The 24597-nt window shown below is 51.3% G+C and carries 38 protein-coding genes; all 38 read left to right on the top strand.

Features of this window, described 5'->3' with window-relative positions; genetic code table 11:
- Window positions 1–73: 73 nt before the first annotated feature.
- The 38 genes from tuf to M0P74_03825 all read left to right on the top strand — a co-directional run bounded on the left by tuf (window position 74) and on the right by M0P74_03825 (window position 24588).
- Window positions 74–1267, top strand: a complete 1194-nt coding sequence (gene tuf / locus M0P74_04010) for an elongation factor Tu (GenBank protein MCK9362757.1) — start codon at window positions 74–76, stop codon at window positions 1265–1267.
- Window positions 1268–1302: 35 nt separating this feature from the next.
- Complete coding sequence (gene rpsJ / locus M0P74_04005) at window positions 1303–1611, top strand: 30S ribosomal protein S10 (GenBank protein MCK9362756.1); 309 nt, start codon at window positions 1303–1305, stop codon at window positions 1609–1611.
- 61 nt (window positions 1612–1672) lie between these two features.
- Entirely contained in the window at window positions 1673–2314 is a 642-nt protein-coding gene (gene rplC / locus M0P74_04000) for a 50S ribosomal protein L3 (GenBank protein ID MCK9362755.1), read from the top strand.
- A 19-nt stretch (window positions 2315–2333) separates the two neighbouring features.
- Window positions 2334–2957: a 50S ribosomal protein L4 gene (gene rplD, locus M0P74_03995; protein ID MCK9362754.1), complete on the top strand. Its 624-nt coding sequence runs from the start codon at window positions 2334–2336 to the stop codon at window positions 2955–2957.
- Entirely contained in the window at window positions 2957–3238 is a 282-nt protein-coding gene (gene rplW / locus M0P74_03990) for a 50S ribosomal protein L23 (protein ID MCK9362753.1), read from the top strand. The genes rplD and rplW overlap by 1 nt, the downstream gene beginning before the upstream one ends.
- An 81-nt stretch (window positions 3239–3319) precedes the next feature.
- On the top strand, window positions 3320–4141 hold the full coding sequence (gene rplB, locus M0P74_03985; GenBank protein ID MCK9362752.1) for a 50S ribosomal protein L2: 822 nt from the start codon (window positions 3320–3322) through the stop codon (window positions 4139–4141).
- Window positions 4142–4143: 2 nt separating this feature from the next.
- A complete protein-coding gene (gene rpsS, locus M0P74_03980) occupies window positions 4144–4425 on the top strand; it encodes a 30S ribosomal protein S19 (protein MCK9362751.1) in 282 nt (93 codons plus the stop codon).
- A 54-nt stretch (window positions 4426–4479) separates the two neighbouring features.
- Entirely contained in the window at window positions 4480–4812 is a 333-nt protein-coding gene (gene rplV, locus M0P74_03975; GenBank protein ID MCK9362750.1) for a 50S ribosomal protein L22, read from the top strand.
- 20 nt (window positions 4813–4832) lie between these two features.
- Window positions 4833–5477, top strand: a complete 645-nt coding sequence (gene rpsC / locus M0P74_03970; GenBank protein ID MCK9362749.1) for a 30S ribosomal protein S3 — start codon at window positions 4833–4835, stop codon at window positions 5475–5477.
- Window positions 5478–5520: 43 nt separating this feature from the next.
- Window positions 5521–5943 carry a 50S ribosomal protein L16 gene (gene rplP / locus M0P74_03965; protein MCK9362748.1) on the top strand — a complete coding sequence of 141 codons (423 nt, stop codon included), beginning with the start codon at window positions 5521–5523 and terminating at the stop codon, window positions 5941–5943.
- Window positions 5933–6124 carry a 50S ribosomal protein L29 gene (rpmC, locus tag M0P74_03960; protein MCK9362747.1) on the top strand — a complete coding sequence of 64 codons (192 nt, stop codon included), beginning with the start codon at window positions 5933–5935 and terminating at the stop codon, window positions 6122–6124. Before rplP ends, rpmC begins: the two co-directional genes overlap by 11 nt.
- Before the next feature lie 53 nt (window positions 6125–6177).
- Window positions 6178–6381 carry a 30S ribosomal protein S17 gene (gene rpsQ / locus M0P74_03955; GenBank protein MCK9362746.1) on the top strand — a complete coding sequence of 68 codons (204 nt, stop codon included), beginning with the start codon at window positions 6178–6180 and terminating at the stop codon, window positions 6379–6381.
- 81 nt (window positions 6382–6462) lie between these two features.
- Entirely contained in the window at window positions 6463–6831 is a 369-nt protein-coding gene (rplN, locus tag M0P74_03950; protein ID MCK9362745.1) for a 50S ribosomal protein L14, read from the top strand.
- A gap of 36 nt (window positions 6832–6867) precedes the next feature.
- On the top strand, window positions 6868–7188 hold the full coding sequence (gene rplX, locus M0P74_03945; GenBank protein MCK9362744.1) for a 50S ribosomal protein L24: 321 nt from the start codon (window positions 6868–6870) through the stop codon (window positions 7186–7188).
- Between the two features lie 11 nt (window positions 7189–7199).
- Window positions 7200–7739 carry a 50S ribosomal protein L5 gene (gene rplE, locus M0P74_03940; GenBank protein MCK9362743.1) on the top strand — a complete coding sequence of 180 codons (540 nt, stop codon included), beginning with the start codon at window positions 7200–7202 and terminating at the stop codon, window positions 7737–7739.
- A gap of 27 nt (window positions 7740–7766) precedes the next feature.
- Window positions 7767–7952 (top strand): type Z 30S ribosomal protein S14, encoded by a 186-nt coding sequence (locus M0P74_03935; GenBank protein MCK9362742.1) that lies wholly within the window; start codon window positions 7767–7769, stop codon window positions 7950–7952.
- Window positions 7953–7967: 15 nt separating this feature from the next.
- Entirely contained in the window at window positions 7968–8369 is a 402-nt protein-coding gene (gene rpsH, locus M0P74_03930) for a 30S ribosomal protein S8 (protein ID MCK9362741.1), read from the top strand.
- A 60-nt stretch (window positions 8370–8429) separates the two neighbouring features.
- Window positions 8430–8969: a 50S ribosomal protein L6 gene (rplF, locus tag M0P74_03925; GenBank protein MCK9362740.1), complete on the top strand. Its 540-nt coding sequence runs from the start codon at window positions 8430–8432 to the stop codon at window positions 8967–8969.
- 51 nt (window positions 8970–9020) lie between these two features.
- On the top strand, window positions 9021–9386 hold the full coding sequence (rplR, locus tag M0P74_03920) for a 50S ribosomal protein L18 (protein ID MCK9362739.1): 366 nt from the start codon (window positions 9021–9023) through the stop codon (window positions 9384–9386).
- A gap of 36 nt (window positions 9387–9422) precedes the next feature.
- Window positions 9423–9887 (top strand): 30S ribosomal protein S5, encoded by a 465-nt coding sequence (gene rpsE, locus M0P74_03915; GenBank protein ID MCK9362738.1) that lies wholly within the window; start codon window positions 9423–9425, stop codon window positions 9885–9887.
- A gap of 39 nt (window positions 9888–9926) precedes the next feature.
- Window positions 9927–10112 carry a 50S ribosomal protein L30 gene (gene rpmD / locus M0P74_03910; GenBank protein MCK9362737.1) on the top strand — a complete coding sequence of 62 codons (186 nt, stop codon included), beginning with the start codon at window positions 9927–9929 and terminating at the stop codon, window positions 10110–10112.
- On the top strand, window positions 10112–10555 hold the full coding sequence (gene rplO, locus M0P74_03905) for a 50S ribosomal protein L15 (GenBank protein MCK9362736.1): 444 nt from the start codon (window positions 10112–10114) through the stop codon (window positions 10553–10555). Before rpmD ends, rplO begins: the two co-directional genes overlap by 1 nt.
- Window position 10556: 1 nt before the next feature.
- The gene (secY, locus tag M0P74_03900) at window positions 10557–11864 is read left to right on the top strand and encodes a preprotein translocase subunit SecY (protein ID MCK9362735.1); all 1308 of its coding nucleotides are present in this window, start codon (window positions 10557–10559) and stop codon (window positions 11862–11864) included.
- A 49-nt stretch (window positions 11865–11913) separates the two neighbouring features.
- Window positions 11914–12132 carry a translation initiation factor IF-1 gene (gene infA / locus M0P74_03895; protein MCK9362734.1) on the top strand — a complete coding sequence of 73 codons (219 nt, stop codon included), beginning with the start codon at window positions 11914–11916 and terminating at the stop codon, window positions 12130–12132.
- 59 nt (window positions 12133–12191) lie between these two features.
- Window positions 12192–12305: a 50S ribosomal protein L36 gene (gene rpmJ / locus M0P74_03890; protein MCK9362733.1), complete on the top strand. Its 114-nt coding sequence runs from the start codon at window positions 12192–12194 to the stop codon at window positions 12303–12305.
- Between the two features lie 27 nt (window positions 12306–12332).
- Entirely contained in the window at window positions 12333–12701 is a 369-nt protein-coding gene (rpsM, locus tag M0P74_03885; protein MCK9362732.1) for a 30S ribosomal protein S13, read from the top strand.
- Window positions 12702–12725: 24 nt separating this feature from the next.
- Entirely contained in the window at window positions 12726–13118 is a 393-nt protein-coding gene (gene rpsK, locus M0P74_03880; GenBank protein MCK9362731.1) for a 30S ribosomal protein S11, read from the top strand.
- Window positions 13119–13194: 76 nt separating this feature from the next.
- Window positions 13195–13821 (top strand): 30S ribosomal protein S4, encoded by a 627-nt coding sequence (gene rpsD, locus M0P74_03875; protein MCK9362730.1) that lies wholly within the window; start codon window positions 13195–13197, stop codon window positions 13819–13821.
- A 41-nt stretch (window positions 13822–13862) separates the two neighbouring features.
- Complete coding sequence (locus M0P74_03870; protein MCK9362729.1) at window positions 13863–14882, top strand: DNA-directed RNA polymerase subunit alpha; 1020 nt, start codon at window positions 13863–13865, stop codon at window positions 14880–14882.
- 30 nt (window positions 14883–14912) lie between these two features.
- A complete protein-coding gene (gene rplQ / locus M0P74_03865; protein ID MCK9362728.1) occupies window positions 14913–15314 on the top strand; it encodes a 50S ribosomal protein L17 in 402 nt (133 codons plus the stop codon).
- Window positions 15315–15420: 106 nt separating this feature from the next.
- On the top strand, window positions 15421–16692 hold the full coding sequence (locus tag M0P74_03860) for a bifunctional folylpolyglutamate synthase/dihydrofolate synthase (protein ID MCK9362727.1): 1272 nt from the start codon (window positions 15421–15423) through the stop codon (window positions 16690–16692).
- A 90-nt stretch (window positions 16693–16782) separates the two neighbouring features.
- Window positions 16783–18870, top strand: coding sequence for an LPS assembly protein LptD (lptD, locus tag M0P74_03855; protein ID MCK9362726.1), 2088 nt, complete (start codon window positions 16783–16785; stop codon window positions 18868–18870).
- A gap of 87 nt (window positions 18871–18957) precedes the next feature.
- Window positions 18958–19386 (top strand): 50S ribosomal protein L13, encoded by a 429-nt coding sequence (gene rplM / locus M0P74_03850; GenBank protein MCK9362725.1) that lies wholly within the window; start codon window positions 18958–18960, stop codon window positions 19384–19386.
- A gap of 48 nt (window positions 19387–19434) precedes the next feature.
- Window positions 19435–19827: a 30S ribosomal protein S9 gene (gene rpsI, locus M0P74_03845; GenBank protein ID MCK9362724.1), complete on the top strand. Its 393-nt coding sequence runs from the start codon at window positions 19435–19437 to the stop codon at window positions 19825–19827.
- Between the two features lie 121 nt (window positions 19828–19948).
- Window positions 19949–20986: an N-acetyl-gamma-glutamyl-phosphate reductase gene (gene argC, locus M0P74_03840; protein ID MCK9362723.1), complete on the top strand. Its 1038-nt coding sequence runs from the start codon at window positions 19949–19951 to the stop codon at window positions 20984–20986.
- 15 nt (window positions 20987–21001) lie between these two features.
- On the top strand, window positions 21002–22453 hold the full coding sequence (gene cysS / locus M0P74_03835) for a cysteine--tRNA ligase (protein MCK9362722.1): 1452 nt from the start codon (window positions 21002–21004) through the stop codon (window positions 22451–22453).
- Window positions 22454–22663: 210 nt separating this feature from the next.
- Entirely contained in the window at window positions 22664–23770 is a 1107-nt protein-coding gene (locus tag M0P74_03830) for a CofH family radical SAM protein (protein ID MCK9362721.1), read from the top strand.
- Window positions 23770–24588 carry a menaquinone biosynthesis protein gene (locus M0P74_03825; protein MCK9362720.1) on the top strand — a complete coding sequence of 273 codons (819 nt, stop codon included), beginning with the start codon at window positions 23770–23772 and terminating at the stop codon, window positions 24586–24588. Before M0P74_03830 ends, M0P74_03825 begins: the two co-directional genes overlap by 1 nt.
- The last annotated feature ends 9 nt before the right edge of the window (window positions 24589–24597 follow it).

Genomic DNA, 24597 nt, shown 5'->3' with positions numbered 1-24597 from the left:
TGTGGGATGTTCTGTAACGTATAATGTTTATTGAAAAACAAACGAACCATTCAAAGTATTAAGGAGGTTTGAGATGGCTAAGAAGAAATTTGAGAGAAATAAGCCGCACATGAATATCGGCACGATTGGCCATGTCGATCATGGCAAGACGACCTTAACGGCCGCGATCACAAAGCACTTGGCCTCCAAGGGGTATGCGGAGTATCGGCCGTTTGATTCCATCGACAACGCGCCGGAGGAAAAGGAACGCGGGGTGACGATCAATATCTCCCACGTGGAATACCAGACGGATAAACGGCACTATGCGCACGTTGACTGCCCGGGTCACGCCGACTATATCAAAAACATGATTTCCGGCGCCGCCCACATGGATGGCACGATCCTTGTCGTTGCCGCGTCTGACGGGCCGATGCCGCAGACCAGAGAGCACATTCTGCTTGCCCGCCAGGTTCAGGTGCCTTCGATAGTTGTTTATATGAACAAATGCGACCTCGTTGACGATCCCGAGCTTCTTGATCTTGTCGAGCTGGAATTGAGAGAGCTCCTTACCGCCTATGATTTCCCCGGCGACGATATTCCGATTATCCGCGGTTCCGCGCTGAAGGCACTTGAGTCGGATGATCCAAAATCGGAGGATGCAAAATCCATTTGGGAACTCATGGATGCTGTTGATAATTACATCCCCGAGCCGGTTCGTGATCTTGACAAGCCTTTCCTGATGCCTGTCGGCGATGTTTTCACCATTTCCGGACGCGGTACGGTTGTTACCGGTCGTGTTGACCGAGGAATAGTGCATACCGGGGACGAAGTCGAGATTATCGGTATCAGACCCACCTTCAAGACGGTATGTACAGGCGTTGAGATGTTCCGCAAAACGCTTGATGAAGGCCGGGCAGGCGACGATGTCGGCATTCTGCTCAGGGGGACAAAGCGCGAAGAGGTTGAACGAGGGCAGGTTGTCGCCAAGCCGGGTTCGATCACCCCCCACACAAAGTTCAAGGCCCAGGTCTATATCTTGACGAAGGAAGAAGGCGGCCGGCACACGCCGTTCTTTACCGGATACCGGCCGCAGTTTTATTTCCGTACAACCGATGTAACTGGCGTTGCAACCCTTCCTGAGGGTATAGAAATGGTGATGCCCGGGGATAATGTCGAGATGAGTGTTGAACTCATTACTCCGATTGCCATGGAAGAGCAGCTCCGCTTCGCCATCCGTGAAGGCGGCAGGACTGTCGGCGCCGGCGTAGTCAGCAAAATCATAGAATAAAAATATACTGAAGTTGACGGGAATTTAATTAAACTATGAAAGATCAAAAGATAAGAATTCGCCTTAAGGCGTATGACTACAAGTTGCTGGACCGTTCCGCGGATGATATCGTGGAGACGGCCCGGAAAACCGGCGCGCGGGTGGGCGGTCCGATTCCGCTGCCTACGGAGATCAATAAGTACTGTGTCAACAGGTCTCCGCATGTGGATAAAAAATCGCGCGAACAGTTCGAAATCAGAACTCATAAAAGGCTCATAGACATAGTGGAGCCAACCCAGGCGACAGTCGATGCCCTGATGAAGCTTGATTTGTCTTCGGGAGTAGATGTCGAGATCAAATTATAAATACGCCGGAAGGATAAAGCGGTCTTTTAGCAGGCGTTAAAGTCGCTTATTGAGTGTGGGTATGACAAAGGGATTGATTGGTAGAAAATTGGGCATGACCGAGGTGTTTTCTGATGAAGGCGTCTTCGTGCCAGTCACCGTTATTGAGGTCGAACCATCCGTTATAGTTCAGAAAAAGACCTTGGAAAAAGACGGTTATGAGGCTCTGCAGCTTGGTTACGGCCGAGTCAGCCAGCGCAAACTCACCAAACCGCTTCAGGGTCATCAGAAAAAGGCCGATAAGGGCTTTTTCAGAATCCTGCGGGAGTTTCAGGGCAGCGCCGATGGTTGCGAGCTGGGTCAGGAAATTGGGTTGGAGCTCTTTTCCCCGGGAGATTTTGTTGACGTAGTAGGGACAACAAAAGGCAAGGGGTTCGCAGGCGTCATCAAACGGCATGGTTTTGGCGGCGGCCGCGCGAGTCACGGTTCGATGTTTCATCGCGCTCCCGGTTCCATTGGCGCCAGCGCCGATCCGGCCAGGGTGTTTAAGGGAACAAAGCTTCCCGGACATATGGGAACAGACAGGAAAACCGTCCAGAATTTGCGTGTCTGGGCAGTCAGGCCGGAGCTTAATGCCCTGCTTGTGAAGGGCGCTGTCCCCGGCAAAAAACAGGGTTTTGTTCTGATTAAGCAGGCAATCAAGAAAGCAAAAGAAGATAAATAAAGGCTCTTCAGGTGGAAAAATGCCAATAGCAGGTGTTTACGATATAGAAAATAATAAGGTGTCTGATATTGAACTGAGCGATCTGGTATTTGGCGCTCCGGTAAATGAGGACGTAATCTACCAGGTAGTGCGGATGCAGATGGCGGCGGGAAGAAGCGGCACTGCCTCCACGAAAGGCAGGAGCGAAGTAAGCGGCGGCGGAAAAAAACCCTGGAAGCAAAAGGGCACAGGACGAGCCCGTGCCGGACACTCCCGTTCTCCCATCTGGAGAGGCGGCGGTACAGTGTTTGGGCCCAAGCCGCGCAGTTACGCGTTCAAAGTCCCCAAGAAGGTCCGGAGACTGGCCCTTGTTTCTGCCTTGAGCATGAAATTTAAGGAAGACCAGATGACGATTCTCCGCGATTTTCCGATGGAAGAGATTAAAACAAAAAAATTTAAAGAGGTTATGGATCTTTTTGGGTTCAAAAAGGCGCTGATTGTCATAGATGTTGACCGCCCGGTTTTATTAAAATCATCGCGCAATGTTAAAGACATAAAAATGATCCGTTCCGAAGGGGTGAATGTTTACGATCTCTTAAAGTACGAACACGTTGTCTTTCTTGAGCCTGCGGTAAATAAACTTGAGGGGGTGCTGACAGCGTAATGGAACTTTATCAGGTCATCAAAAAAATGCTGCTGACGGAAAAAGGCACGATCCTGCGCGAGCAGTCCAACCAGTATAATTTTGAAGTCAATCCCAAAGCCAACAAGATCGAAGTAAAAAAGGCAGTTGAGAAGATTTTCAAGGTTAATGTGCTGGCGGTGCGGGTGATAAACGTGCATGGGAAAGTGAAAAGGGTAGGCAAGGTGGTGGGAAAGAAAAGCGACTGGAAGAAGGCGGTCGTCACCCTGGCTCCGGACAACCGAATTGAGTCCATTCAGTAGGCATTTGGATATTGTCGCAAAACGGGACAGATTGAAAAAAAGGCCACTTTAATTTTATTTCAAATATAAGGAAGCAGGCGGATGGGAATAAGAAAATACAAGCCGACATCACCGGGGAGAAGATTTCAAACTTGTTCGGATTTTGCGGAGATTACCAAGGATACTCCGGAGAACCGTCTGTTGAGACCTTTGAAAAAAAGCGGTGGGCGCAACAATAACGGCAGGATAACCAGCCGCTACATCGGGGGCGGTCATAAAAGGCGATACAGATTGATCGATTTCACGAGGCTCAAAGACGATATTGACGCCCGCGTCGCCGCTATCGAATATGACCCGAACCGCTCATCACGCATAGCGCTTCTCAATTATGCTGATGGCGAAAAGAGCTATATTGTCGCTCCTGCCAAGTTGTCTGTCGGGGATACGGTGGTAAGCGGCATCAACGCCGATATCAAACCTGGCAACGCTGCGCCGCTGAAAAACATTCCTCTGGGAACCCTGATCCATAATATCGAACTGAAAGTGGGCAAGGGCGCCCAACTCGTGCGCTCTGCCGGCGCTTATGGTCAGTTGATGGCAAAGGAAAACAGCTATGCCTTGGTAAGACTGCCGTCCGGGGAAGTCCGAAAGATTTTCGAAGAGTGCCGGGCGACAATCGGTCAGGTAGGCAATATCGATCACGAGAACATCAGCCTCGGCAAGGCCGGCAGAAAAAGATGGAAGGGCAAACTTCCCCATGTCAGAGGGGTGGTTATGAATCCCGTCGATCACCCGATGGGCGGCGGCGAGGGCAGGTCCTCTGGTGGTCGGCATCCCTGCACCCCCTGGGGGATACCCACAAAGGGTCATAAGACGCGGACAAATAAGAGCACTAATAAATATATTGTGAAAAGAAGAGGTTAGGCGTGGCACGTTCAATCAAAAAGGGACCTTTTATCGACAGCAGCCTTCTTGAAAAAGTCAGAAGGCAGGATACTGACGGCAACAAGGCTGTGATCAAGACTTGGTCTCGCCGTTCGACTATCACACCGGAGCTGATTGGACAAACATTTGCCATTCATAACGGTAAGAAATTCATTCCCGTATTTGTGACGGAAAATATGGTTGGTCATAAATTGGGCGAGTTTTCGCCGACGCGGACTTTTTACAGTCATGCCGGCGACCGCAAGACCAAACTGCGCAAATAGGTACAAGGTTTGGTTTCAATAGATACTTTATACTGCAGCACCTTGGAGTAGGAAATGCAAGCAAAAGCAGTTGCAAAATACATCAGGATGTCGCCCCAAAAGGTGCGGCTGGTTGCCGATTTGATCAGGGGCAAGCGTGTGGAGGATGCAAAACAGCTTCTCCAGTTTACGACCAAGTATGCGGCGGAACCGGTTCAGAAGGTTCTGCTGTCGGCACTTGCGAACGCAAAACAGAATCCCAATATTGATGAACACATACTCTATGTGAGGGAAATATTTGTTGATCAGGGGCCATCTTTAAAAAGATGGAGGGCGCGCGCGCAGGGTCGTGCGGCTTCGATTAAAAAGCGTACCAGCCATATAACCGTGGTCCTGGATGAGCAGTAAATCTTTGAGGAGGTGAAAGTTTGGGGCAGAAGGTAAACCCAATTGGGCTGAGGCTGGGCGGAATTAAAACTTGGAAATCTCAGTGGTATGCGGAGAAGGACTTCTCACGACTGCTGCACGAAGATCTTAAGGTTCGCAAATTCCTTAAAGAAAAGCTATATGCTGCTGGAATCTCTAAAATAGAGATTGAAAGAGCGGCAAGCAAGGTTAAGGTAAACATATACGCTGCCCGTCCGGGGATCATTATTGGGAAAAAGGGCGCTGAAATAGAAAAACTTAAGAAGGATGTAGAGGCGATTACCGCCAATGACGTAATTATCAACATCCTGGAAGTGCGCAAGCCGGAAGCTGATGCTCAGCTTGTTGCCGAAAGTGTGGCACAGCAGCTCGAAAGAAGAATTGCCTTTCGCCGGGCGATGAAGAAATCCGTGACCACGGCGATGAAGTTCGGCGCCAAAGGGATACGCATAAATTGCGCGGGCCGCTTGGCCGGCGCGGAGATGGCCAGATCTGAATGGTATCGGGAGGGGCGGGTGCCGCTTCATACATTGAGAGCTGATATTGACTGCGGGTTTGCGGAGGCTCTCACTGCCTATGGCAAGATTGGCGTCAAGGTGCTGATTTTCCATGGCGAGGTGTTGCCGGGCAGGGTTGAAAACAAGTAATTGAGCGGCGTCAGGTCAGAAAAAAAGAAGAGGTATTCGAAAAATGTTAATGCCTAAAAGGGTTAAATATAGAAAAATACAGCGGGGCCGAATGAGCGGCACGTGCACCCGGGGGGGCTATATCGCCTTTGGGGAGTATGGACTGCAGGCAACCGAGTGTGGGTGGCTAACGGCAAAACAGATCGAAGCGGCCCGTATTGCCATGACCAGGCACATCAAGCGCGGCGGAAAGATCTGGATACGGATTTTCCCCCATAAGTCGATTACGAAGAAGCCCGCTGAAACAAGAATGGGAAAAGGCAAGGGGGCGCCTGAAGATTGGGTGGCGGTTATTAAGCCGGGCGTTATTTTGTACGAGATAGAAGGTGTGGAAAAGGAAATTGCCGCGGAGGCTCTCTTGCTGGCGGCTCATAAGCTGCCAATAAGCACGAAATTTCTTTCGAGGGATATTTCCGATGAAGATTAAGGACATAAGGGATCTTAGCTCTGATGAGTTAAAACAGAAGAACAGCGAGCTGACCGAGGAGTTTTTTAATTTGCGCATGCGTCATACCTCAGGGCAATTAGAATCGCCGGCCTTGCTTGGCCATGTCCGCAGGGACATTGCCCGCGTCAAAACGGTGCTGGCCGAAAAGGAGGCAAAGTAGTGGAAGAAAGAGGCAAAAAGACTACTATCGAGGGTGTGGTAATCAGCGATAAAATGGACAAGACCATTGTTGTCCGTGTGGAAAGACTGGTCAAGCACCCCATATTCCATAAGTATGTGAAGCGATTTGTGAAATATAAGGCTCATGATGAGAGCAACGATTGTCGCAAGGGCGACAGGGTGATGATTGCCGAGTCACGCCCCTTGAGCAAAGAGAAGCGGTGGCGGATGGTGCAGATCGTTGAGAAAGCCAAGTAGAAGAGATAACTCAAAATTCGGTAAAAGCCGGGGATTGAAGGATTTCATTAACAAGGGTTTTTACCAGGCGGAGTGTTCATAATGATACAGATGCAGACGGTTCTAAACGTAGCCGATAATTCAGGCGCCCGGAAGGTTACATGCATTAAGGTTTTGGGGGGCTCCAAAAGGCGTTATGCGAGTCTGGGCGATGTCATCGTCGTTGCCGTGCAGGAGGCCCTGCCCAATTCCAAGGTGAAAAAGGGCGACGTAATGAAGGCAGTTGTGGTGCGTACGGTAAAAGAGGTGAGACGGCCGGATGGTTCATACCTGAAGTTCGATGACAATTCCGCGGTTCTCGTCTCTAATCAGATGGAGCCGGTGGGCACAAGAATATTTGGGCCAGTGGCGCGCGAGCTGCGGGCAAAGCAATTCATGAAGATTATTTCGCTGGCGCCTGAGGTGCTGTAGTTTTAGGCAGGGCGAATTGAGACTGGGGATCAAGCAATGCAGATAAAGAGGCTCAAAAAAGGGGACACGGTGAAGGTGATCTCCGGCAAGGAAAAAGGGAAAACGGGGAAGATCCAGAGTGTCATTGTGGATAAGGAACGAGTTGTTATCGAGAAGATTAATTTGATCAAAAAGCATCAGAAGCCTGATGCCAAAGGCAAGGGCGGCATCGTGGAAAAAGAGGGGCCGCTGCACATCTCTAATGTTATGTATCTTTGCAGTAAATGCGGCGTTGGTGTCAGGGTTAGATATAAATTTCTTGACGATGGGAAAAAGGTGCGCGTCTGCGCCAAGTGCCAAGAGATACTTGAAGCATAGGCTGGTGAATAATGGCAAGACTCAAAGATTTTTACATGAATAAGGTAGTAAAGGAGCTGACGGCGGCTAATTCTTACAAAAACGCCATGGAGGTTCCGAAGATCGTTAAGATAGTCGTAAACATGGGGCTGGGCGAGGCAATCCAAAATGTCAAGATACTTGACAGCGCGGTTGCCGAAATGGCGGCGATTACCGGCCAGAAGCCGATCATAACCAAGGCGCGGAAATCCATTGCAACCTTTAAGCTCCGCCAGGGAATGCCGATTGGCTGCTGTGTAACCCTACGCAGGGAGCGGATGTATGAGTTCTTTGACAGGCTGGTCAATGTAGCCCTCCCCCGCGTCCGCGACTTTCGCGGAATTCCGACGAAATCTTTTGACGGCCGGGGAAATTTTGCCCTGGGTTTGAAGGAACAGATAATCTTTCCCGAGATTGACTATGACAAGATTGACAAGATCCGAGGAATGAACATTGCGATAGTAACCACGGCAAAGACGGATGATGAGGCAAGACAGCTTCTGAAGATGATGGGAATGCCGTTTAAAAATTAAGACGAGTGTAGTTTCTGCGGAGGGAACGTGGCAAAGAAATCCTTAATTGTGAAAGCCAAGAGTGAAAACAAATTTTCGGTCCGAGACTATAACAGATGTCCGGTATGCGGCAGGCCTAGGGCATATTACCGTAAATTTGACATGTGTCGCATCTGTTTGCGCAAGATGGCGCTTAACGGCGAAATCCCGGGCGTAATTAAATCAAGCTGGTAGAAAAGGAGTAAAAATATGGGGATGACCGACCCTATCGCGGATATGCTCACGAGAATAAGGAACGCCAACCGGGTTCATTTCAAGAGCGTAGATGTAATTAATACGAAAATAAACCTGAATGTGGCCAAGGTGTTGAAAAAAAGTGGCTACATAACCGGTTATGACGTTAAGACCGATCCGCAGAAGCAGGAGATGCTGCGGATTTATTTGAAGTATCAGGATGCTAAGAAATTGGTTTTAACGGACATCCAGCGGATAAGCAAACCAGGAAGAAGGGTGTACGTTAAAAGCGGGAAACTTGCCCCGGTGTTGAACGGATACGGGATATCCATCGTCACCACCTCGCAGGGCGTAATGACGGACAAGGAAGCCCGTGAATTGAACATCGGCGGCGAACTTGTCTGCAATGTCTGGTAAGCAGTCTTTTTAACCCTTGGTGAATTTGTCTGTTCATCAGGAAAAGATAGAGGGTAAGAGATGTCAAGAATCGGAAAAATGGCAGTTCAGATTCCCCAGGGCGTGAAGATAAGCCGCGAGAATGAACTGCTCGCAGTCGAGGGGCCAAAAGGGAAACTGACGTATCAAGTGCCTGGTCTGATTGATGTAGTGCTGAATGAGCAAACGATAGAAGTAAAAAGAAGATCTGACCTGAGACAGGATCGGTCCCTGCATGGTCTGGTAAGAACCCTGATTGCCAACATGGTAAGCGGGGTGAGCGTTGGCTTTCAAAAAGGGCTGGAGATTTCCGGCGTCGGTTATCGCGCTGAGGTGACTGGCAAGGTCCTGAAATTGATTGTCGGCTATTCGGCCCCGGTCGAATATCATATTCCGGAAGGGATTGATATCAAGGTGGAGAAGCTGGTCGCCATTATGGTTTCCGGAATTGACAAGCAGCAGGTTGGGCGGGTTGCTTCGGAAATCAGGGGCATTAAAAAACCTGAGCCATATAAGGGCAAGGGGATAAAGTACGCAGGCGAAGAGATCAAGCGCAAGGTCGGCAAGTCTGCGGCCAAGTAATCTTATTATTTATTGAGATTACGCTGGCATATATCGAAAAGAGGTAAGAAATTGGCTAACAGGAAAATAGAAAAAGTCAGGGACAAGAGGAAATTAAGGGTCAGAAAAAAGGTCGCGGGGAGTCAAGCAAGACCGCGTCTTTGCGTATTCAGGTCTGCCTCTCACATATACGTTCAGGCGATAGATGACGTATCCGGCAGGACAATTGCTGCGGCTTCATCCCTTGCCAAAGAGTTAAGCGGCGATGGGAAAAACCTCAAGAAAACAGAGATGGCCAAATCTGTGGGGATGCTGGTGGCCAAGAGGTTGCAGGAAATCGGAGTTGCCGATGTAGTTTTTGATAGGGGTCGTTTCCTCTATCATGGCAGGGTCAAATCCCTGGCGGATGGAGCAAGGGAAGCTGGACTGAATTTTTAATATAAACTTCATTATTAAAAGTAGGGAAATGATAATATGGAAGATTTGGAACTGCTCGACAGGGTAATTACCATCAACAGAACAGCAAAGGTTGTCAAAGGCGGGAGGCGTTTTCGCTTCAGCGCGGTTGTAGTCGTCGGCGATGGCAAGGGTTCAATTGGGGCTGGTCTGGGAAAGGCTCATGAGGTGCCGGAGGCAATCAGAAAGGGGATGGAGCAGGCCAAAAAGTCAATGGTGAAGGTTGCCGTTGAAAATAAGACAATTCCCTATAGCGTGGTCGGTCATTACGGCGCTGGCAAGGTTCTTCTTCGTCCCGCATCGGAAGGTACCGGATTGATAGCCGGTGGAGCTGTGCGCGCGGTGTTGGAGGTTGCGGGCGTTCATAATATACTTACCAAGTGCCTCGGGTCTCATAACCCCCACAACCTTGTCAAGGCAACCATCCAGGGGCTTGAGCAGTTGCGGGCGCCCATGGAAATACTCGCGGCAAGAGGCAAATAGTCGAGAAATTGAAGAGGAGAGGGTCGAGCTGTGGGTAAAATGCTTAAGGTCACGCAGGTTCAAAGTTATATAGGCAGGCCGGAAAAGCAACGCAAGGTGTTGCGCGGCCTTGGGTTGGGCAAGATGCATAAAAGTGTTATTTTGCAAGATACTCCAGAAGTCCGAGGGATGATAAAGAAGATTGAGCATCTCGTCGCTTCCGTAGAAGTCAAGGGGAATGAATAATGAATTTGGCTACGTTAACACCGCCGAAAGGTTCACGCAAAAACCGTAAAAGAGTGGGAAGAGGCAATGGCAATGGACACGGAGGAACATCCGGCAAAGGCGCCAAGGGTCAGAACGCCCGTTCGGGGCATAGTGTCCGCCCCAGTTTTGAGGGTGGGCAGATGCCTCTGTCCCGGAGAATCCCCAAGCGGGGTTTCAAGAACCCGATGCGCAAGATTATTGCGACGGTAAATATAAGGCAGTTGAAAATGTTCACCCAGGGCTCTGTGGTGGACGCCGAGTCGTTGAAGGCTTTAGGTCTCGTAGCTGGCGCTTTTGATGGAATAAAGGTTCTGGGTAATGGGGAAATAGATTATCCTCTTTCGGTTAAAGTTGATATGGTCAGTCGGGGCGCGAAGCAGAAGATCGAAGCCGCCGGCGGAACGATTATAGAGGTAGCCTGATTTGTTAGAGGGTTTAGGAAATATTTCTAAGGTCCCGGAGCTTTCCAAAAGGATTCTGTTCACTTTTCTTTTGCTGGCTGTTTACCGGATAGGGGCGCATGTGCCGACCCCCGGCATCGACACGGCGGCGCTTGCTGCATTTTTCGAACAGGCCAAAGGCTCCCTGCTGGGGCTGTTTGATATGTTCGCAGGCGGGGCGCTGAGCAATCTTTCCGTATTTGCCCTCGGAATAATGCCTTATATCAGCGCGTCGATCATTCTGCAGTTGCTGACCGTGGCGATTCCCTATCTGGAAAAGCTCTCCAAAGAGGGCGAGTCCGGGCGCAGGAAAATCACCCAGTACACGCGGTACGGCACAGTGCTGCTGAGCCTGATCCAGGGTTTTGGCATTGCCATAGGTCTGGAAAACATGGCCGGACCCACCGGCGCCTCGATAGTTATAGACACGGGCTGGAGTTTCCGCCTGATGACGGTGATCACGCTCACGGCCGGAACGGCCTTCATCATGTGGCTGGGCGAACAGATAACCGAAAAGGGGATCGGGAACGGCATCTCGCTTATCATCTTTGCCGGCATTGTCTGCCGCGGGCCGGAGGCTATTATCAACACCTTCCGACTGCTTGCTTCGGGGGAGATGGGCATATTTTTCATTATTATTTTGATAGCGATGATGCTGCTGATTGTCGGGGTAATAGTTTTCGTGGAAAGTGGACAGCGCCGGATTCCGGTGCAGTATGCAAAGCGCGTTGTCGGACGGAAGATGTATGGAGGGCAATCTACCCACCTGCCCCTGAAGGTCAACACCGCCGGGGTTATTCCTCCGATCTTTGCATCCTCGATCATTATGTTTCCCGCGACGATTGCGAATTTCATTCCCCATCCCTGGATGAAGGCGGTTGCCGGGGCGATGATTCCGGGAAGATTCTTTTATGAAACGCTGTATGTCGCTTTCATCTTTTTCTTCAGTTATTTTTATACAGCGGTTACCTTTAACCCTGTGGATATGGCCGACAACATGAAAAAATATGGCGGTTACGTTCCGGGGATAAGACCGGGGAAAAAGACGTCCGATTACATTGACGAGGTAATGACCAAGCTGACCTTCTGGGGCGCGTTCTACGTATCGATCATCTGCGTCATCCCCAGTATTTTAATCAGCTACTTCAATGTCCCCTTTTATTTCGGAGGGACTGCGCTCTTGATAGTTGTGGGCGTCGCCCTGGATACTGCCGGTCAGATCGAGACCCATCTGCTGACGCGGCAGTATGAGGGATTTATGAAAAAGGGGCACATAGCCAGAAGAAGATAGGGTATAAACGCAGATAAGCCGGTGGTGGCAGCAGGAAAGAAAGTTATTTATGGCAAAGGAAGAATCCATAGAGGTTGAAGGCAAGGTTGTCGAGCCTCTGCCCAATGCAATGTTCAGGGTGGAACTGGAAAATGGCCATAAGGTGCTTGCCCATATTTCCGGAAAGATGAGGATGCATTTTATAAAAATCCTCCCGGGGGATAAGGTTACGGTGCAGCTTTCCCCGTATGATCTGACGCGCGGCAGGATTGTTTACCGGACCAAGTGACATATATATAAAGCCGGTGCGCCAGAGCGCGCCGTAAGTTGTGTAAAGGAGCTAAAGCCGTGAAGGTAAGATCGTCCGTAAAGAAAATTTGTGATAAATGCAAGATTGTGAAGCGAAAGGGCGTTTTGCGTGTGATTTGCGAAAATCCCAAGCACAAGCAGCGTCAGGGATAGGCATACAGTTATCAGGAGGTTTTTAAGGTGGCAAGAATCGCGGGCGTAGATTTACCTAAGAACAAGAGGATGGAGATTGCACTTACCTATATCTATGGCATAGGAAGGGCAAAATCCCTGTATATTCTTAATAATGCCGGTGTAAATCCCGACACGAAAACCGATATGCTGGCGGATTCGGAGTTAACTGCCATCCGCGGCATTATCGACAAGGATTTAAAGGTAGAAGGAGACTTGAGAAGAGACGTCTCAATGTCGATCAAGAGACTTATGGATATAGGAACATACCGGGGTTTGCGCCATCGCAAGGGGCTTCCGGTGAGGGGGCAGAAAAGCCGTACGAATGCCCGGACCAGAAAAGGGCCGAGAAGGTCGATCGCAGCAAAAAAGAAATAGTTTTCAAGTCTGTTCGGAGGGACAATGGCAAAGCCGGTTAGAAAAACAGGTAAAAAGAAAGAAAAGAAGAATATTCCCGAGGGAATAATTCATATTCAGTCAACGTTTAACAATACGATTGTAACCATTGCCGATTTAAGCGGCAATGTGATCGCCTGGTCTTCATCAGGGATGCAGGGTTTTAAAGGTTCCCGGAAAAGCACCCCCTTTGCGGCGCAGATGGCGGCTGAGGATGCGGTGAAAAAGGCAAAGGAGCACGGACTCAGAAGCGTCCAGGTTTATGTGAAAGGTCCCGGTTCCGGACGGGAATCGGCGCTCCGGGCGTTGCAGACCACCGGAATCAGAATCACCACTATACGTGACGTGACTCCGGTGCCGCACAACGGTTGTCGTCCCCCGAAACGAAGAAGGGTTTAGGACATTTTCTTATATCATTTGAAATAGTGTTGATAATAAATAACAATTACTGTTGATTATTGACAAGGAGGCTTTGTTGGCAAGGTATAGAGATTCAGTTTGCAGGTTGTGCCGCAGGGAAGGCTTGAAGCTTTTTTTGAAAGGCGACCGGTGTTACACCGAAAAGTGCTCATTTGAAAGAAGGGGATTTGCGCCTGGAGAGCACGGCCAGTTACGAAAGAAATCTTCCGATTACGGCGTGCAGCTCAGGGAAAAGCAGAAGCTGAAGCGGATGTTCGGTTTGCTGGAAAAGCAGTTCAGAGGCTATTTCGAGAAGGCCGAGCAGCGCAAGGGTGTCGCTGGAACTAACCTGCTTTTGTTTCTGGAAAGAAGACTCGACAATATGGTCTTCCGGATGGGATTTGCCAATTCGCGGACGGAAGCCCGGCAGCTTATCAGGCACAAGCATTTTCTTGTGGGCGGCAAGCCTGTCAATATTCCTTCCTATCTACTTGATGCGGGCGATGCGGTCGAGGTCTGCGAGAAAAGTCGCAAGGTGGAGAAGATTATTGAAGCGATGGAGACAGTTTCCCGCCGGGGAGTTCCCCAATGGCTGGATGTTGACAAAAAGAATTTCCGCGCTTCCGTCAAAATGCTTCCTACCCGTGAAGAGTTGACGATGCCTGTGAATGAACAGCTGGTGGTAGAACTTTACTCCAAGTAAGAAAGAATGTAACGAACCATCAGGAATTCAGGGGATGAATTATGCATAAGAACTGGCGCAGTTTAATAAAGCCCAAAAGAATAGAAATAGACGAAAGCACTCATACAAGGTACTTTGCCGAGTTTGTTTGTCAGCCGCTGGAGCGCGGTTTCGGAACGACGCTGGGTAATTCCCTGCGCAGGGTGTTGTTGTCGTCCATCCAGGGAGCGGCAATTGTTTCCGTCAAATTTGACGGAGTTTTTCATGAATTTTCGACGATTCCGGGCGTAAAAGAAGATGTGACGGATATAATTCTCAACCTGAAGGGCGTCCGTCTGAAGCTTGACAATGAAGGCCCGAGAACAATCTATCTTGACGTTTCCACGCCGGGGGAGATCAAGGCCGGCGACCTGAAGCTTGACCCAACTATGGAAATACTCAATCCTGAGCACCACATTGCGACAATTTTGGGGGATTATTCCCTGAAGGCGCAGATGGAGGTCAGGACTGGCAAGGGTTATGTGCCTGCCCGCAAGGAGAGGGAAAGCGACCAGCCAGAGGGCACGATCAATATCGACGCCATCTATTCCCCAATAAAGAAGGTCAACTATACCGTAACTTACGCTCGAGTCGGACAGGTTGCGGATTATGATCGTCTGGTTTTGGAGGTTTTGACGGACGGAAGCGTATTGCCGGAGGATGCGGTTGCCTATGCTGCTAAGATCCTCAAGGAGCAGATTGATCTGTTCATCAATTTCCCCGAGGAAGTGGACGAAGAAGAAACCTTGATGGTCGAGCAAGCGCAAGAGATCGATAACAATGAATTGCTGACGCGCAGCGTGGAAGAGCTGGAGCTCTCGGTGCGATCGGCGAACTGTCTGAAAAACGCAGGGATCAACCAGATCGGCGAGCTTGTTCAGAAGACGGAAGCGGAAATGTTGAAAACCAAGAATTTTGGTCGCAAATCGCTCAATGAGATAAAAGAAGTCCTGCTGGAAGCGGGTCTGAGTTTTGGCATGAGATTTGAGCCGGCTTCTGCAAAAAATGAAAGCGCCAGAGACTTGGACGAAGAGGGCGTATAAGCAGTGAAGTTCTAGAAAGGATAATATTCGATGGGCCAGGGAAAATTCGGAAGTAAATTGGGCAGAACCACAAGCCATCGCAAGGCGATGTTGAGAAATATGGTAACGTCCCTGTTTAAATATGAGAAGATTCAAACCACCAACACCAAAGCGCAGGAGCTCAAAAAGGTAGCGGACAAGATGGTGACGCTGGGCAAACGGGGCGATTTGCATGCCCGTCGTCAGGCTGCCTCCTATGTTCGCGAACGCGAGATTGTGGGAAAGCTCTTTGGGGAGTTGGCGGAACGTTACAAGGAACGTCTGGGCGGCTATACCAGGATTGTTCATGCCGGAAACCGCGCCGGCGACAATGCCCCGATGTCGATAATTGAACTTATGCCCGGCGCTGTTAGCGAAAAGCCGGCCGCAAAAAAGCCGGCTGCAAAGGAATAGCAGAGAAGAGGGAAGGCGGGTGCAAACCCGCCTTCCTTTGTTTTCGCTGTCCGGCTGTAACCATTTAGTTCCCCCTTAATACGTAACACTTCTGAACTGCGCAATCATGACCTATACAGAGTCGCTCTCCTATTTGAAAGCCCTGAACCCCATGGGCATTCGTCTGGGGCTTGAACAGATCAAAGCGCTGCTGGAGCGGCTGGGCAATCCCCAGGATGCCTGCCCGGCGGTGATCATTGCCGGCACCAATGGTAAAGGTTCTGTCGCGGCCATGACCGCTTCAATGCTGTCTGCTGCCGGCTTCCGGACAGGGCTTTACACCTCTCCTGATTTGATTGAATTTCGCGAGCGGATTCGCATCGATGGCGAGATGATAAGCCAACAAGCGGCCGTCGCCTGCCTGCAAACCGTTCAAAAAAGCGTCGTCGAAACGGTCAGTTATTTTGAGTTTATTACCGCCATGGCGTTTTTGTATTTTCAGCAGCAGAAAATCGATATTGCTGTGCTTGAGGTGGGCATGGGGGGAAGACTGGACGCCACGAATGTTATAAACCCCCTCGTTTCCGTCATCACCAATATCTCCCGCGAACACGAGGAATATCTGGGCAGCACTCTGGAACAAATAGCTTGCGAAAAAGGCGGAGTTATAAAAAACAGGGGAATCTGCCTTACTGCGGTCCGTCAGCCGTCCGTTCTGAAAGTGTTAGCGGGGATCTGTCAGGAAAAAAATGCCAGCCTCTACCGGCTGGGGAAGGAGTTCCGCACTGTCCTCAAGGGGGACGGCGTCTTTTCCTACCGGGGGATCAAGAAAAACTACAAGGGTCTGAAGTGCCCCTTCACCGGGGCGCATCAACTTGCCAACGCCGCGCTGGCGCTGGGCGTCATTGAAATGGTTGGGGAGGTCGGCGCCGGGTTTGCCGTTCCGGAAGAGGCTGTGCGCAGAGGGCTCAGCGATGCCAAGTGGGAAGGCCGCCTGGAAGTTCTCGGACGCTCGCCGGAAGTTGTCGTTGACGGAGCGCACAATTCAGCGGGAGTAGCTACACTGTGTCGCGCCCTTGCCAATGATTTCCACTACCGGAAGCTGATACTCGTTTTCGGGGTTTTGGGGGATAAAAACTATCGGATGATGGCCAAAAGGCTTTTCCCCCTTGCCGACCGGATAATCATTACACGTCCGCCGTGCGAGCGGGCGCTTGACCTTGAGGCGTTCTTGCCCGTTGCTTCCGAATTCAGCGGAAATGTTGAGGTGGTCCAAAATCCTGGCGAGGCCCTGCGGCAGGCTTTTTTTCTCGCCCAGAAGGAAGACCTGATCTGCGTGGCCGGGTCCCTCTACCTTGTGGGGGAAATCAAGAAGATTTACCAAGGAAAGAAAAGCTGAAGCGCAAAGAGAGAAACTGCTGTGCGACGACCCGATATTTTTTTTTCACTGACAATTATCCTTTTGCTCTGCCTGGGGATCTCTCCTCTCTTGGCGTTCGAAAAGGATTTGGGCGATGGACCGGTTGCAATCGAGGCCGATTCGATTGCCTATAACGGCGATGATGACTCGTTTCACGCGACGGGAAAGGTGAAGATAACCTTTTCCGGGGGCTATCTCAAGGCCGATTCGGTAACATTCAATCGCTCGGCGAATCTTGCCCATGCCGCAGGCCACGTGGAGCTCAAAAACGACCAGGACATCCTCAACGGGGAGAAGGTTTCCTTCAATATTGGCTCCCGGACCGGAACGGTGGAAGAAGGAGGGATGTTTATTGCCGAGAACCATATTTACATTCAGGGCGAGCGGATTGAAAAAAAAACGGAGGCCAACTACCGGGTCGAAAAAGGGTCGTTTACAACCTGTGACGGGAGCTGCCCGGACTGGAGAATAACCGGCAAAGAGGTGGATGTTACTGTTGATGGTTACGGAACGCTCAAACAGGGACGGTTCCTTGTCCGCGACATCCCGATTTTATATCTGCCCTGGCTGATCTTTCCCGCAAAAACCACTCGCCAGACAGGATTTTTATTCCCCCGTTTCTCATACTCACTCGACAAGAACGGGCTGGATGTGGAAATCCCTTTTTTCTGGGCCATTTCCGAGGGCGCCGACGCGACCTTTTACCAGCGCTACATGGAGAAAAGGGGTTTCAAGGAGGGGTTGGAACTCCGCTATTTCATCAACCCCAATTCCTCCGGCGTTTTTTATGGTGATTTGATCCGCGACCGTAAAACGATCGCCGAGACAGCCGGGACGATCAGCCGCGATTGGCAGGATGACCGGAACCGCTGGTCCTATTATTTCAACCATGAAGCAGCCCTGGCGAATGGTTTAAACATCAGGGCTGACATCAACAGGGTTTCTGACCACTGGTACTTTCGCGACTTTTCCACCTTCAACTACTACGCGGAACATTACTCGCCAAGCGGGGAGGAGCGATTCCGGCGCGTTTCCTTCCCGGGGGATGAATCACTCGGATATCTGAATTCCACCGTACGAATGACAAAGGATTGGCCCCTCTACAACCTGACGGCGCTTGCCCGTTATACCGACGATTTTTCCTCGCCGGACAACAACCTGACGCTGCAGAAATATCCTGAGGCGATCCTGACGGGGTTTCGGCGGCCCCTTTTCGACAGCCCGCTGCAGATGGAATTTACCGGCGGCTATGATTATTTTTTCAGTCAGGATGGTCAGCGGGGGCATCTTGGGGAACTGAGCCCGACCCTCTTTTTCCCCGTCAATCTGGGGAAGTATCTGAAAATGACGTCATGGACCGGCTTCCGGGGCGATGTCTGGGAGCGTTCCGATTCCCTGACAGACGGATTGGAAAAAAACGGCCAGCGCGGTTTATTGACAATGGGGACAACGCTGTCCACCGAGTTTGGCCGCGTCTATGAAACAGGGGGCCAAACGCTGGAAAAACTCCGGCATGTCATAAAGCCGGAAATCACCTACACTTATGCCCCGGGCGCATCGGAAAATATTCCCGACTTTCTCGATCGTGTTGCGGATTACCATAGCCTGAGATATGGAATGGTCAGCTTTGTTACCGCGAGGATGAAGGAAAAGGATGGGGGAACCAGCTACCGGGAGCTGATGCGGCTGAAGGTAAGCCAGGCGTACGATATCAGGGAGGCAAGAAGGGACGAGGGGGGAGGACAAAGGGAAATCCGTCCTTTCGGCACTATCGATCTGGAGCTGGATATGTCGCCTTTTCGCTATTTCTCACTGTCCACCCGTAATAAATTTGACGTCAATTCCGGGAGGATAGTGCAGAACAACTACGATTTGGCATTATCCGACAAGCGCGGCGATTCGGTCTCGGTTGGTTATCGCTATACCCGGGACATACTCGAAGAGATAAACCTTGCCGTTAGGGCGAAACTTTTTTCTTCCCTTGATGTCTACTATATCATCAGACAAAATCAGCTCGAGCGTACGACAGTCGAATCCACCGTGGGGTTGAGGTATCAGAAACAGTGCTGGGCTGTGGAGTTAACCGTTGCCGATCGCTATAACGACCGGAGCGTGATGGCATATTTTTCCCTGCTGGGGTTGGGGGGGCGCAATTGATTAAGACATTATGCAAGTTTTTGCTTGACAAACAGCGACAATTTGCGTAGTTTCCACCTTTCAAATTCGTGCGTAGATGGAGAAGTAATGAAGACATATCAGGCAAAACAGGGAGAAGTTCAGCGAGACTGGTACCTCGTGGACGCCGGAGGCAAGATTCTGGGCCGGATGGCAAGCGAGATAGCCGCACGTCTGCGGGGGAAGCACAAACCGGTTTATACCCCCTATACCGATACCGGTGATTTCGTGATTGTCGTAAATGCCGGCAATGTGGCCCTTACCGGCAAGAAGCTTACCGACAAGATTTATTATCATCATTCCGGCTATCCGGGAGGAATTAAGGCGACCGCGGCGGGGAAGATGCTCAAGGAGAAGCCCGAAGAGCTGATCCGGGCGGCGGTCAGGGGAATGCTGCCGAAGAACACGCTGGGGCGTGCCATGATGAAGAAGCTCAAGATCTACGCCGGCGGTGATCATCCTCACGAAGCGCAGTGTCCACGAATACTTGAGTTATAATTTTTGCTACGTAATGGTCTGTTCGGAGAAAGTACAGGGGAGATGTATATGACGGAAAAAAGTTATTACGCAACGGGAAAAAGAAAGAGCGCCATTGCCAGGGTCTATATGAAGGAAGGTACCGGAAGCTGGACGGTAAACAAACGAAATTTTGACGATTATTTCACGCGGGAGAGCCTGAAGATGCTTATCCAGCAGCCGCTTGAGATAACAGGGAAAAAGGGCTTGTTTTCTTTCAATATCAGTGTTGAGGGTGGCGGAATCGCCGGTCAGGCGGGCGCTGTGAAGCATGGAGTGTCAAAGGCGCTTCTCGAGTATGACCCGGAATTAAGGGCTGCCTTGAAGAAGGCGGGCTTCCTGACGCGGGATTCCCGAATTAAGGAAAGAAAGAAGTATGGACAACCGGGGGCCCGGAAACGCTTCCAGTTCTCCAAGAGATAAATCCCGCAGGGAGGCTGATCGCCTCCCTTTTTTTTGGGGTGAAAATGGCGAAAAACGGCGCGCAATTGGTGAGCCGCGGACGGTGATTGAAACGAACAGATAGAAAAGGGAGGCAGAAAAGGTGATCAGGGTATGTATCTACGGCGGTAGCGGCTACACCGGTCAGGAGCTGGCGAGACTGTTGCTTAACCATCCCGGGGCAAAGGTGGTCTCAATAACCTCCCGGAGGTTTGCCGGGGTTTCCCTTGCCGATGTTTATCCGGCGCTGGCTGGGCAAACGGAGCTTGTTTACACAAACGATTCGCCGGAGGCATTGGCGAAGAACTGCGACGTGGTCTTTCTGGCCCTGCCGCACGGAGCTTCGATGGAGCTTGCCCCCATTTTCCTGAAGGCGGGCAAGAAGGTAATTGACTTAAGCGCGGATTTCCGAATTCGCGATGTGGCTGTCTATGAGGCATGGTATCGTAAGCATTCGGCGGCGGGGCTGATCCCCGAGGCGGTTTACGGGCTTCCCGAGCTTTATCGGGAAGATATCCGTGGCGCCAAGCTTCTTGCCAACCCCGGATGTTATCCGACCAGCGTTATTCTCGGCCTGGCGCCGGCTTTGCGTTCCCATCTGCTTGACCCGTCATCGGTCATCGCCGATTCCAAATCAGGGGTAAGCGGCTCCGGCCGGGAGCCGCAGATCGCCTCCCTGTTTTGCGAGGTTGCGGGGGGATTCAAGGCCTATAAGGTTGGCGGGCATCGTCATACCCCGGAGATGGAACAGGAATTGAGCTGTCTTGCCGGCCAGCCGCTGACGATCTCCTTTACGCCGCACCTGCTGCCGTTGAAGCGGGGGATTCTCAGCACCATCTATGCAAAACTCGCAAAAGAGATCAGCGCTGAAGAGGCAGCGGCCCTTTATCGGGGGTTTTACGAAAAGGAACCTTTTGTCCGGATCTGCCGCGCCGGTCAGTTCCCCAACATCTCCTCCGTTGCCGGCTCCAATTTCTGCGATATCGGGGTGACCGTTGACAAGAGGACAAACCGGCTTGTCGTTGTTTCCGTAATCGATAACCTGATCAAAGGCGCCTCCGGTCAGGCGATCCAGAACATGAATCTGATGTGCAATCTTCCGGAAGGAAGCGGCCTGCCCAAGTCAGGCCTGTACCCGTGAAAAGCAGGAGGAGAGATGAGTCTGAAAATATATAACACCCAGTCGCGCAAAAAGGAGGAGTTCCAGCCGCTCAAGTCTGGCAAGGTGGGGATTTACGTCTGCGGGATCACGGCTTACGATCTGTGCCATGTCGGCCACGCCCGCTCGGCGGTCGTTTTTGATGTGATAACCCGCTATCTGCGCTACCGCGGCTATGAGGCAACCTATGTAAAGAACTTCACCGACGTGGACGACAAGATTATCGACAAGGCGAACCGGGAAGGAAGCGATATCCGTGAGATCGCCGAGCGTTATATCCTTGAGCACGACGAGGATATGCAGAAACTACGGGTTGTTCCCCCCACCTTCACCCCCCGGGCTACCGAGAACATTGAGGGAATGATCAGCCTTGTTTCCACCCTGATGGAAAAGGGATTGGCCTACTCAAGCGAGGGCGATGTTTATTATTCCGTAGAGGCGTTTCCGGAATACGGGAAGCTCTCCGGCCGGAATCTCGAAGAAATGACTGCCGGCGCTCGTGTTGATGTGAACGAAAAGAAGAGAAATCCGTTTGATTTTACCCTCTGGAAGGCAAGCAAGGAGGGAGAGCCATGGTGGGACAGCCCTTGGGGCAAGGGACGTCCAGGCTGGCACCTTGAATGTTCGGTGATGAGCCAGCGCTATCTCGGCGAAACGTTTGACATTCATGGGGGAGGGGAGGATTTGATCTTTCCCCACCACGAAAACGAGCTTGCCCAATCGGAAGGGGCAACCGGCAAGACCTTCGCCCGCTACTGGATGCACAATGGCTTTGTCCGGGTGAACAGTGAAAAGATGTCAAAATCACTGGGTAATTTTTTTACGATCCGGGACATTCTCGAACAGTATCATCCCGAAGTGCTCCGGTTTTTCCTGTTGCAGAGTCATTACCGGAGTCCGGTTGATTTTTCCGATGCCGCCCTCAATGAGGCGCGGCAGGGGATGAACCGCTTTTACGCGACGCTGAAGGCGCTGCAGGAGATTGCGCCGGAAAAGGGGTTTGAAGCTGTGTCGGGAGGGGCACTTGTTGTTGAAGATGAGGAGGGGCTCAGGGAGCTCTTTATCGAGGCGATGGACGATGATTTCAACACGGCGCGGGCCATTGGCCACCTCTTTGACGCCGTGCGGGCGGTTAACGCCTATCTTGCCGATAAGAAAAAGCTCGTTTCGCCGGTCTTTGCCATGCAGATGCGGGATATCCTGCTGGAAGTGGGGAAGGTGCTGGGGATTTTTCTTGAGGATCCGGAAGCCTATTTCCGTGAGGACCGGCTGCGGGAGGCAAAAAAACGGGGTCTGGACGTTGCCGCGATTGAAGGTCTGATCGTAAAGCGCAGAGAGGCCCGGTCGGCAAAGGATTGGCAGAAGGCCGACGAGATGCGCAAAGAGCTGGCCGGCATGGGCGTCGTTATTCAGGATTCGTCCGATTCCACGACATGGGCGATAGGATAGGGGTTCACAGTTCACGGTTCACAGTTCACGGTTCACAGTTCACGGTTCACGGTTTCCGGTTCACAGTTCACAGTTTCCGGTTCACAGTTGGTGAAATATGAGTTCTTCTACTAAATACAAACCGTCAACCGACAACCGTCAACCGTCAACCGTCAACCGACAACCGACAACCGGAAACCGTCAACCGTCAACCGGAGTATGGAGAGTCGCATGAGTGCAAATTTTGTGAGCATGATAAAAAACAGGGAGCTCCATTCGATCGCCGAAAAGGTGGCGAGTGATGTTCCGGTGACGGAAGCCGATGCCCTTTACATGCTTGGAACCAGCGATATTCTCGAGCTGGGGGTAATTGCCGATTACTTGAGACGGAAGATCAACGGCGATGCCGCCTATTATGAAGTCAACATGAATCTCAATTACACCAATGTCTGCGAATTGCGCTGCCCCTTGTGCGCCTTTTCGCGGGGGGATAAAGACCCGGACGCATACACATTTTCGCTTGATGAGATCGAAGAAAGGGTGCGCGCGGCAAACTCCTTCGGCATCGACGAGGTGCATATTGTGGGCGGGCTGAATCCGGCCCTGAAGATAGAGTATTTCGAGCAGATGCTAAGGCGGATCAAAGCGATTAATCCGGAAATTTTTATCGCGGCATTTACCGCCGTTGAATACGATTATTTTGCGCGCCTTAACGGTATTTCCGTGGAAGAGGTGCTCACACGCTTCCAGAGCGCCGGCTTGGGCGCGCTCCCCGGCGGAGGAGCGGAGGTCTTCTCCCCCCGGGTAAGAAAGAAGGTCGCGCCGTTGAAGATCCCGGGCACGCGCTGGATAGAGGTGATGCGGATTGCCCATTCGCTTGGTCTGAAGACGAATGCGACGCTGCTTTACAACCATCTGGAAACCCCGGAAGATATCGTCGCTCACCTATCCAAGCTCCGCGCCCTTCAGGATGAGACCGGCGGCTTCAAGACCTTTGTCCCGCTCCCCTTTCACGAATCCAACACCGGTATCCGCGCCCGGCGCTCTCAAACCACCGGCTTCGGCGATGTCCGCCTGTTTGCCGCCAGCCGCATTTTTCTTGCCAACGTCCCCCATTTGAAGGCGCTGTGGATGTATCTTGGCGACAAGATGGCGCAGATGCTGCTGCATTTCGGGGTTGATGATCTGGGAGGAACCTATCATTATGAAAAGGTTGTTCATGCCGCCGGGGCAAAGACGTCCAATGTCGGCAGTGAGGCGAGCTTGAGAAAACTTATTGAATCTTCAGGGTTCAGGCCTCGCCGGGCGGCGGCTAACTATCAGGAAAGGAAAAGCTGATGAAACTCGGCTATATAGATTATTTGAACTGCTACCCGTTTTATTATCAGATGTTTGAAAGGGAGCCGCTTGCCGGTGTAGAGGTAGTTCCAGGTTACCCCAGCGAGCTCAACCGGATGATGGCGGAAGAGAAACTGGACATGAGCCCGGTCTCCGCCGCGATGTATCCGGAACTGGCCGACAGGGTATTGCTTTTGCCCGATTTTTGCCTCAGCTCCGTCGGCTATGTCCATTCGGTGATCCTTTCGAGCAGCATGCCGATCGAGGATCTGGATAATAAACGGGTCGGTCTGACCAGCGCTTCCAAGACTTCGGTGATTATTCTGAAAATACTCCTTTCCCGGTATTACCGGATAGAGCCCCGGTATGTTCCGACCACCCCCAATCCCTCGCTTAAAGACGCGGGCGTTGATGCGGCGCTGATTATCGGTAATGAGGCGATGATGGGGGAGATGGCGCCCTATACTTACGATCTGGGGGATTTATGGATGAGGAAAACTGGTCACCCCGTGGTTTTTGCCGTTTTTGCCGTCAATAAAGGGCTGCTGGAGAAAAATTCCGCTGTCGTGGCCGCAGTTGTGGACTCCTACAGAAAATCACTGGCGCTGCTCGCTGAGAAGCGCGAGACGGTGATCCAGAGGGCCGCGGAAAGATACCCGCTGGTTCACTACGATATTGATGCCTACTACCGGGTATTGAAATACAATTTTACCCCTTCTTTGCGGGAGGCGTTTTCCTTTTATCTGCAAAGCGCCGCGGAAATGGGATTGCTTAAGAAAACAGCAGGAGAGGCTTTCCTGAGGCCGTTGAAAGAATAACAACGGGCG

It is taken from the genome of Syntrophales bacterium (assembly GCA_023229765.1).
GTDB lineage: Bacteria > Desulfobacterota > Syntrophia > Syntrophales > UBA5619 > DYTH01.
The sequence above is the reverse complement of the archived record's forward strand: the minus strand, read 5'-3'. Positions and strand labels throughout refer to the sequence as shown.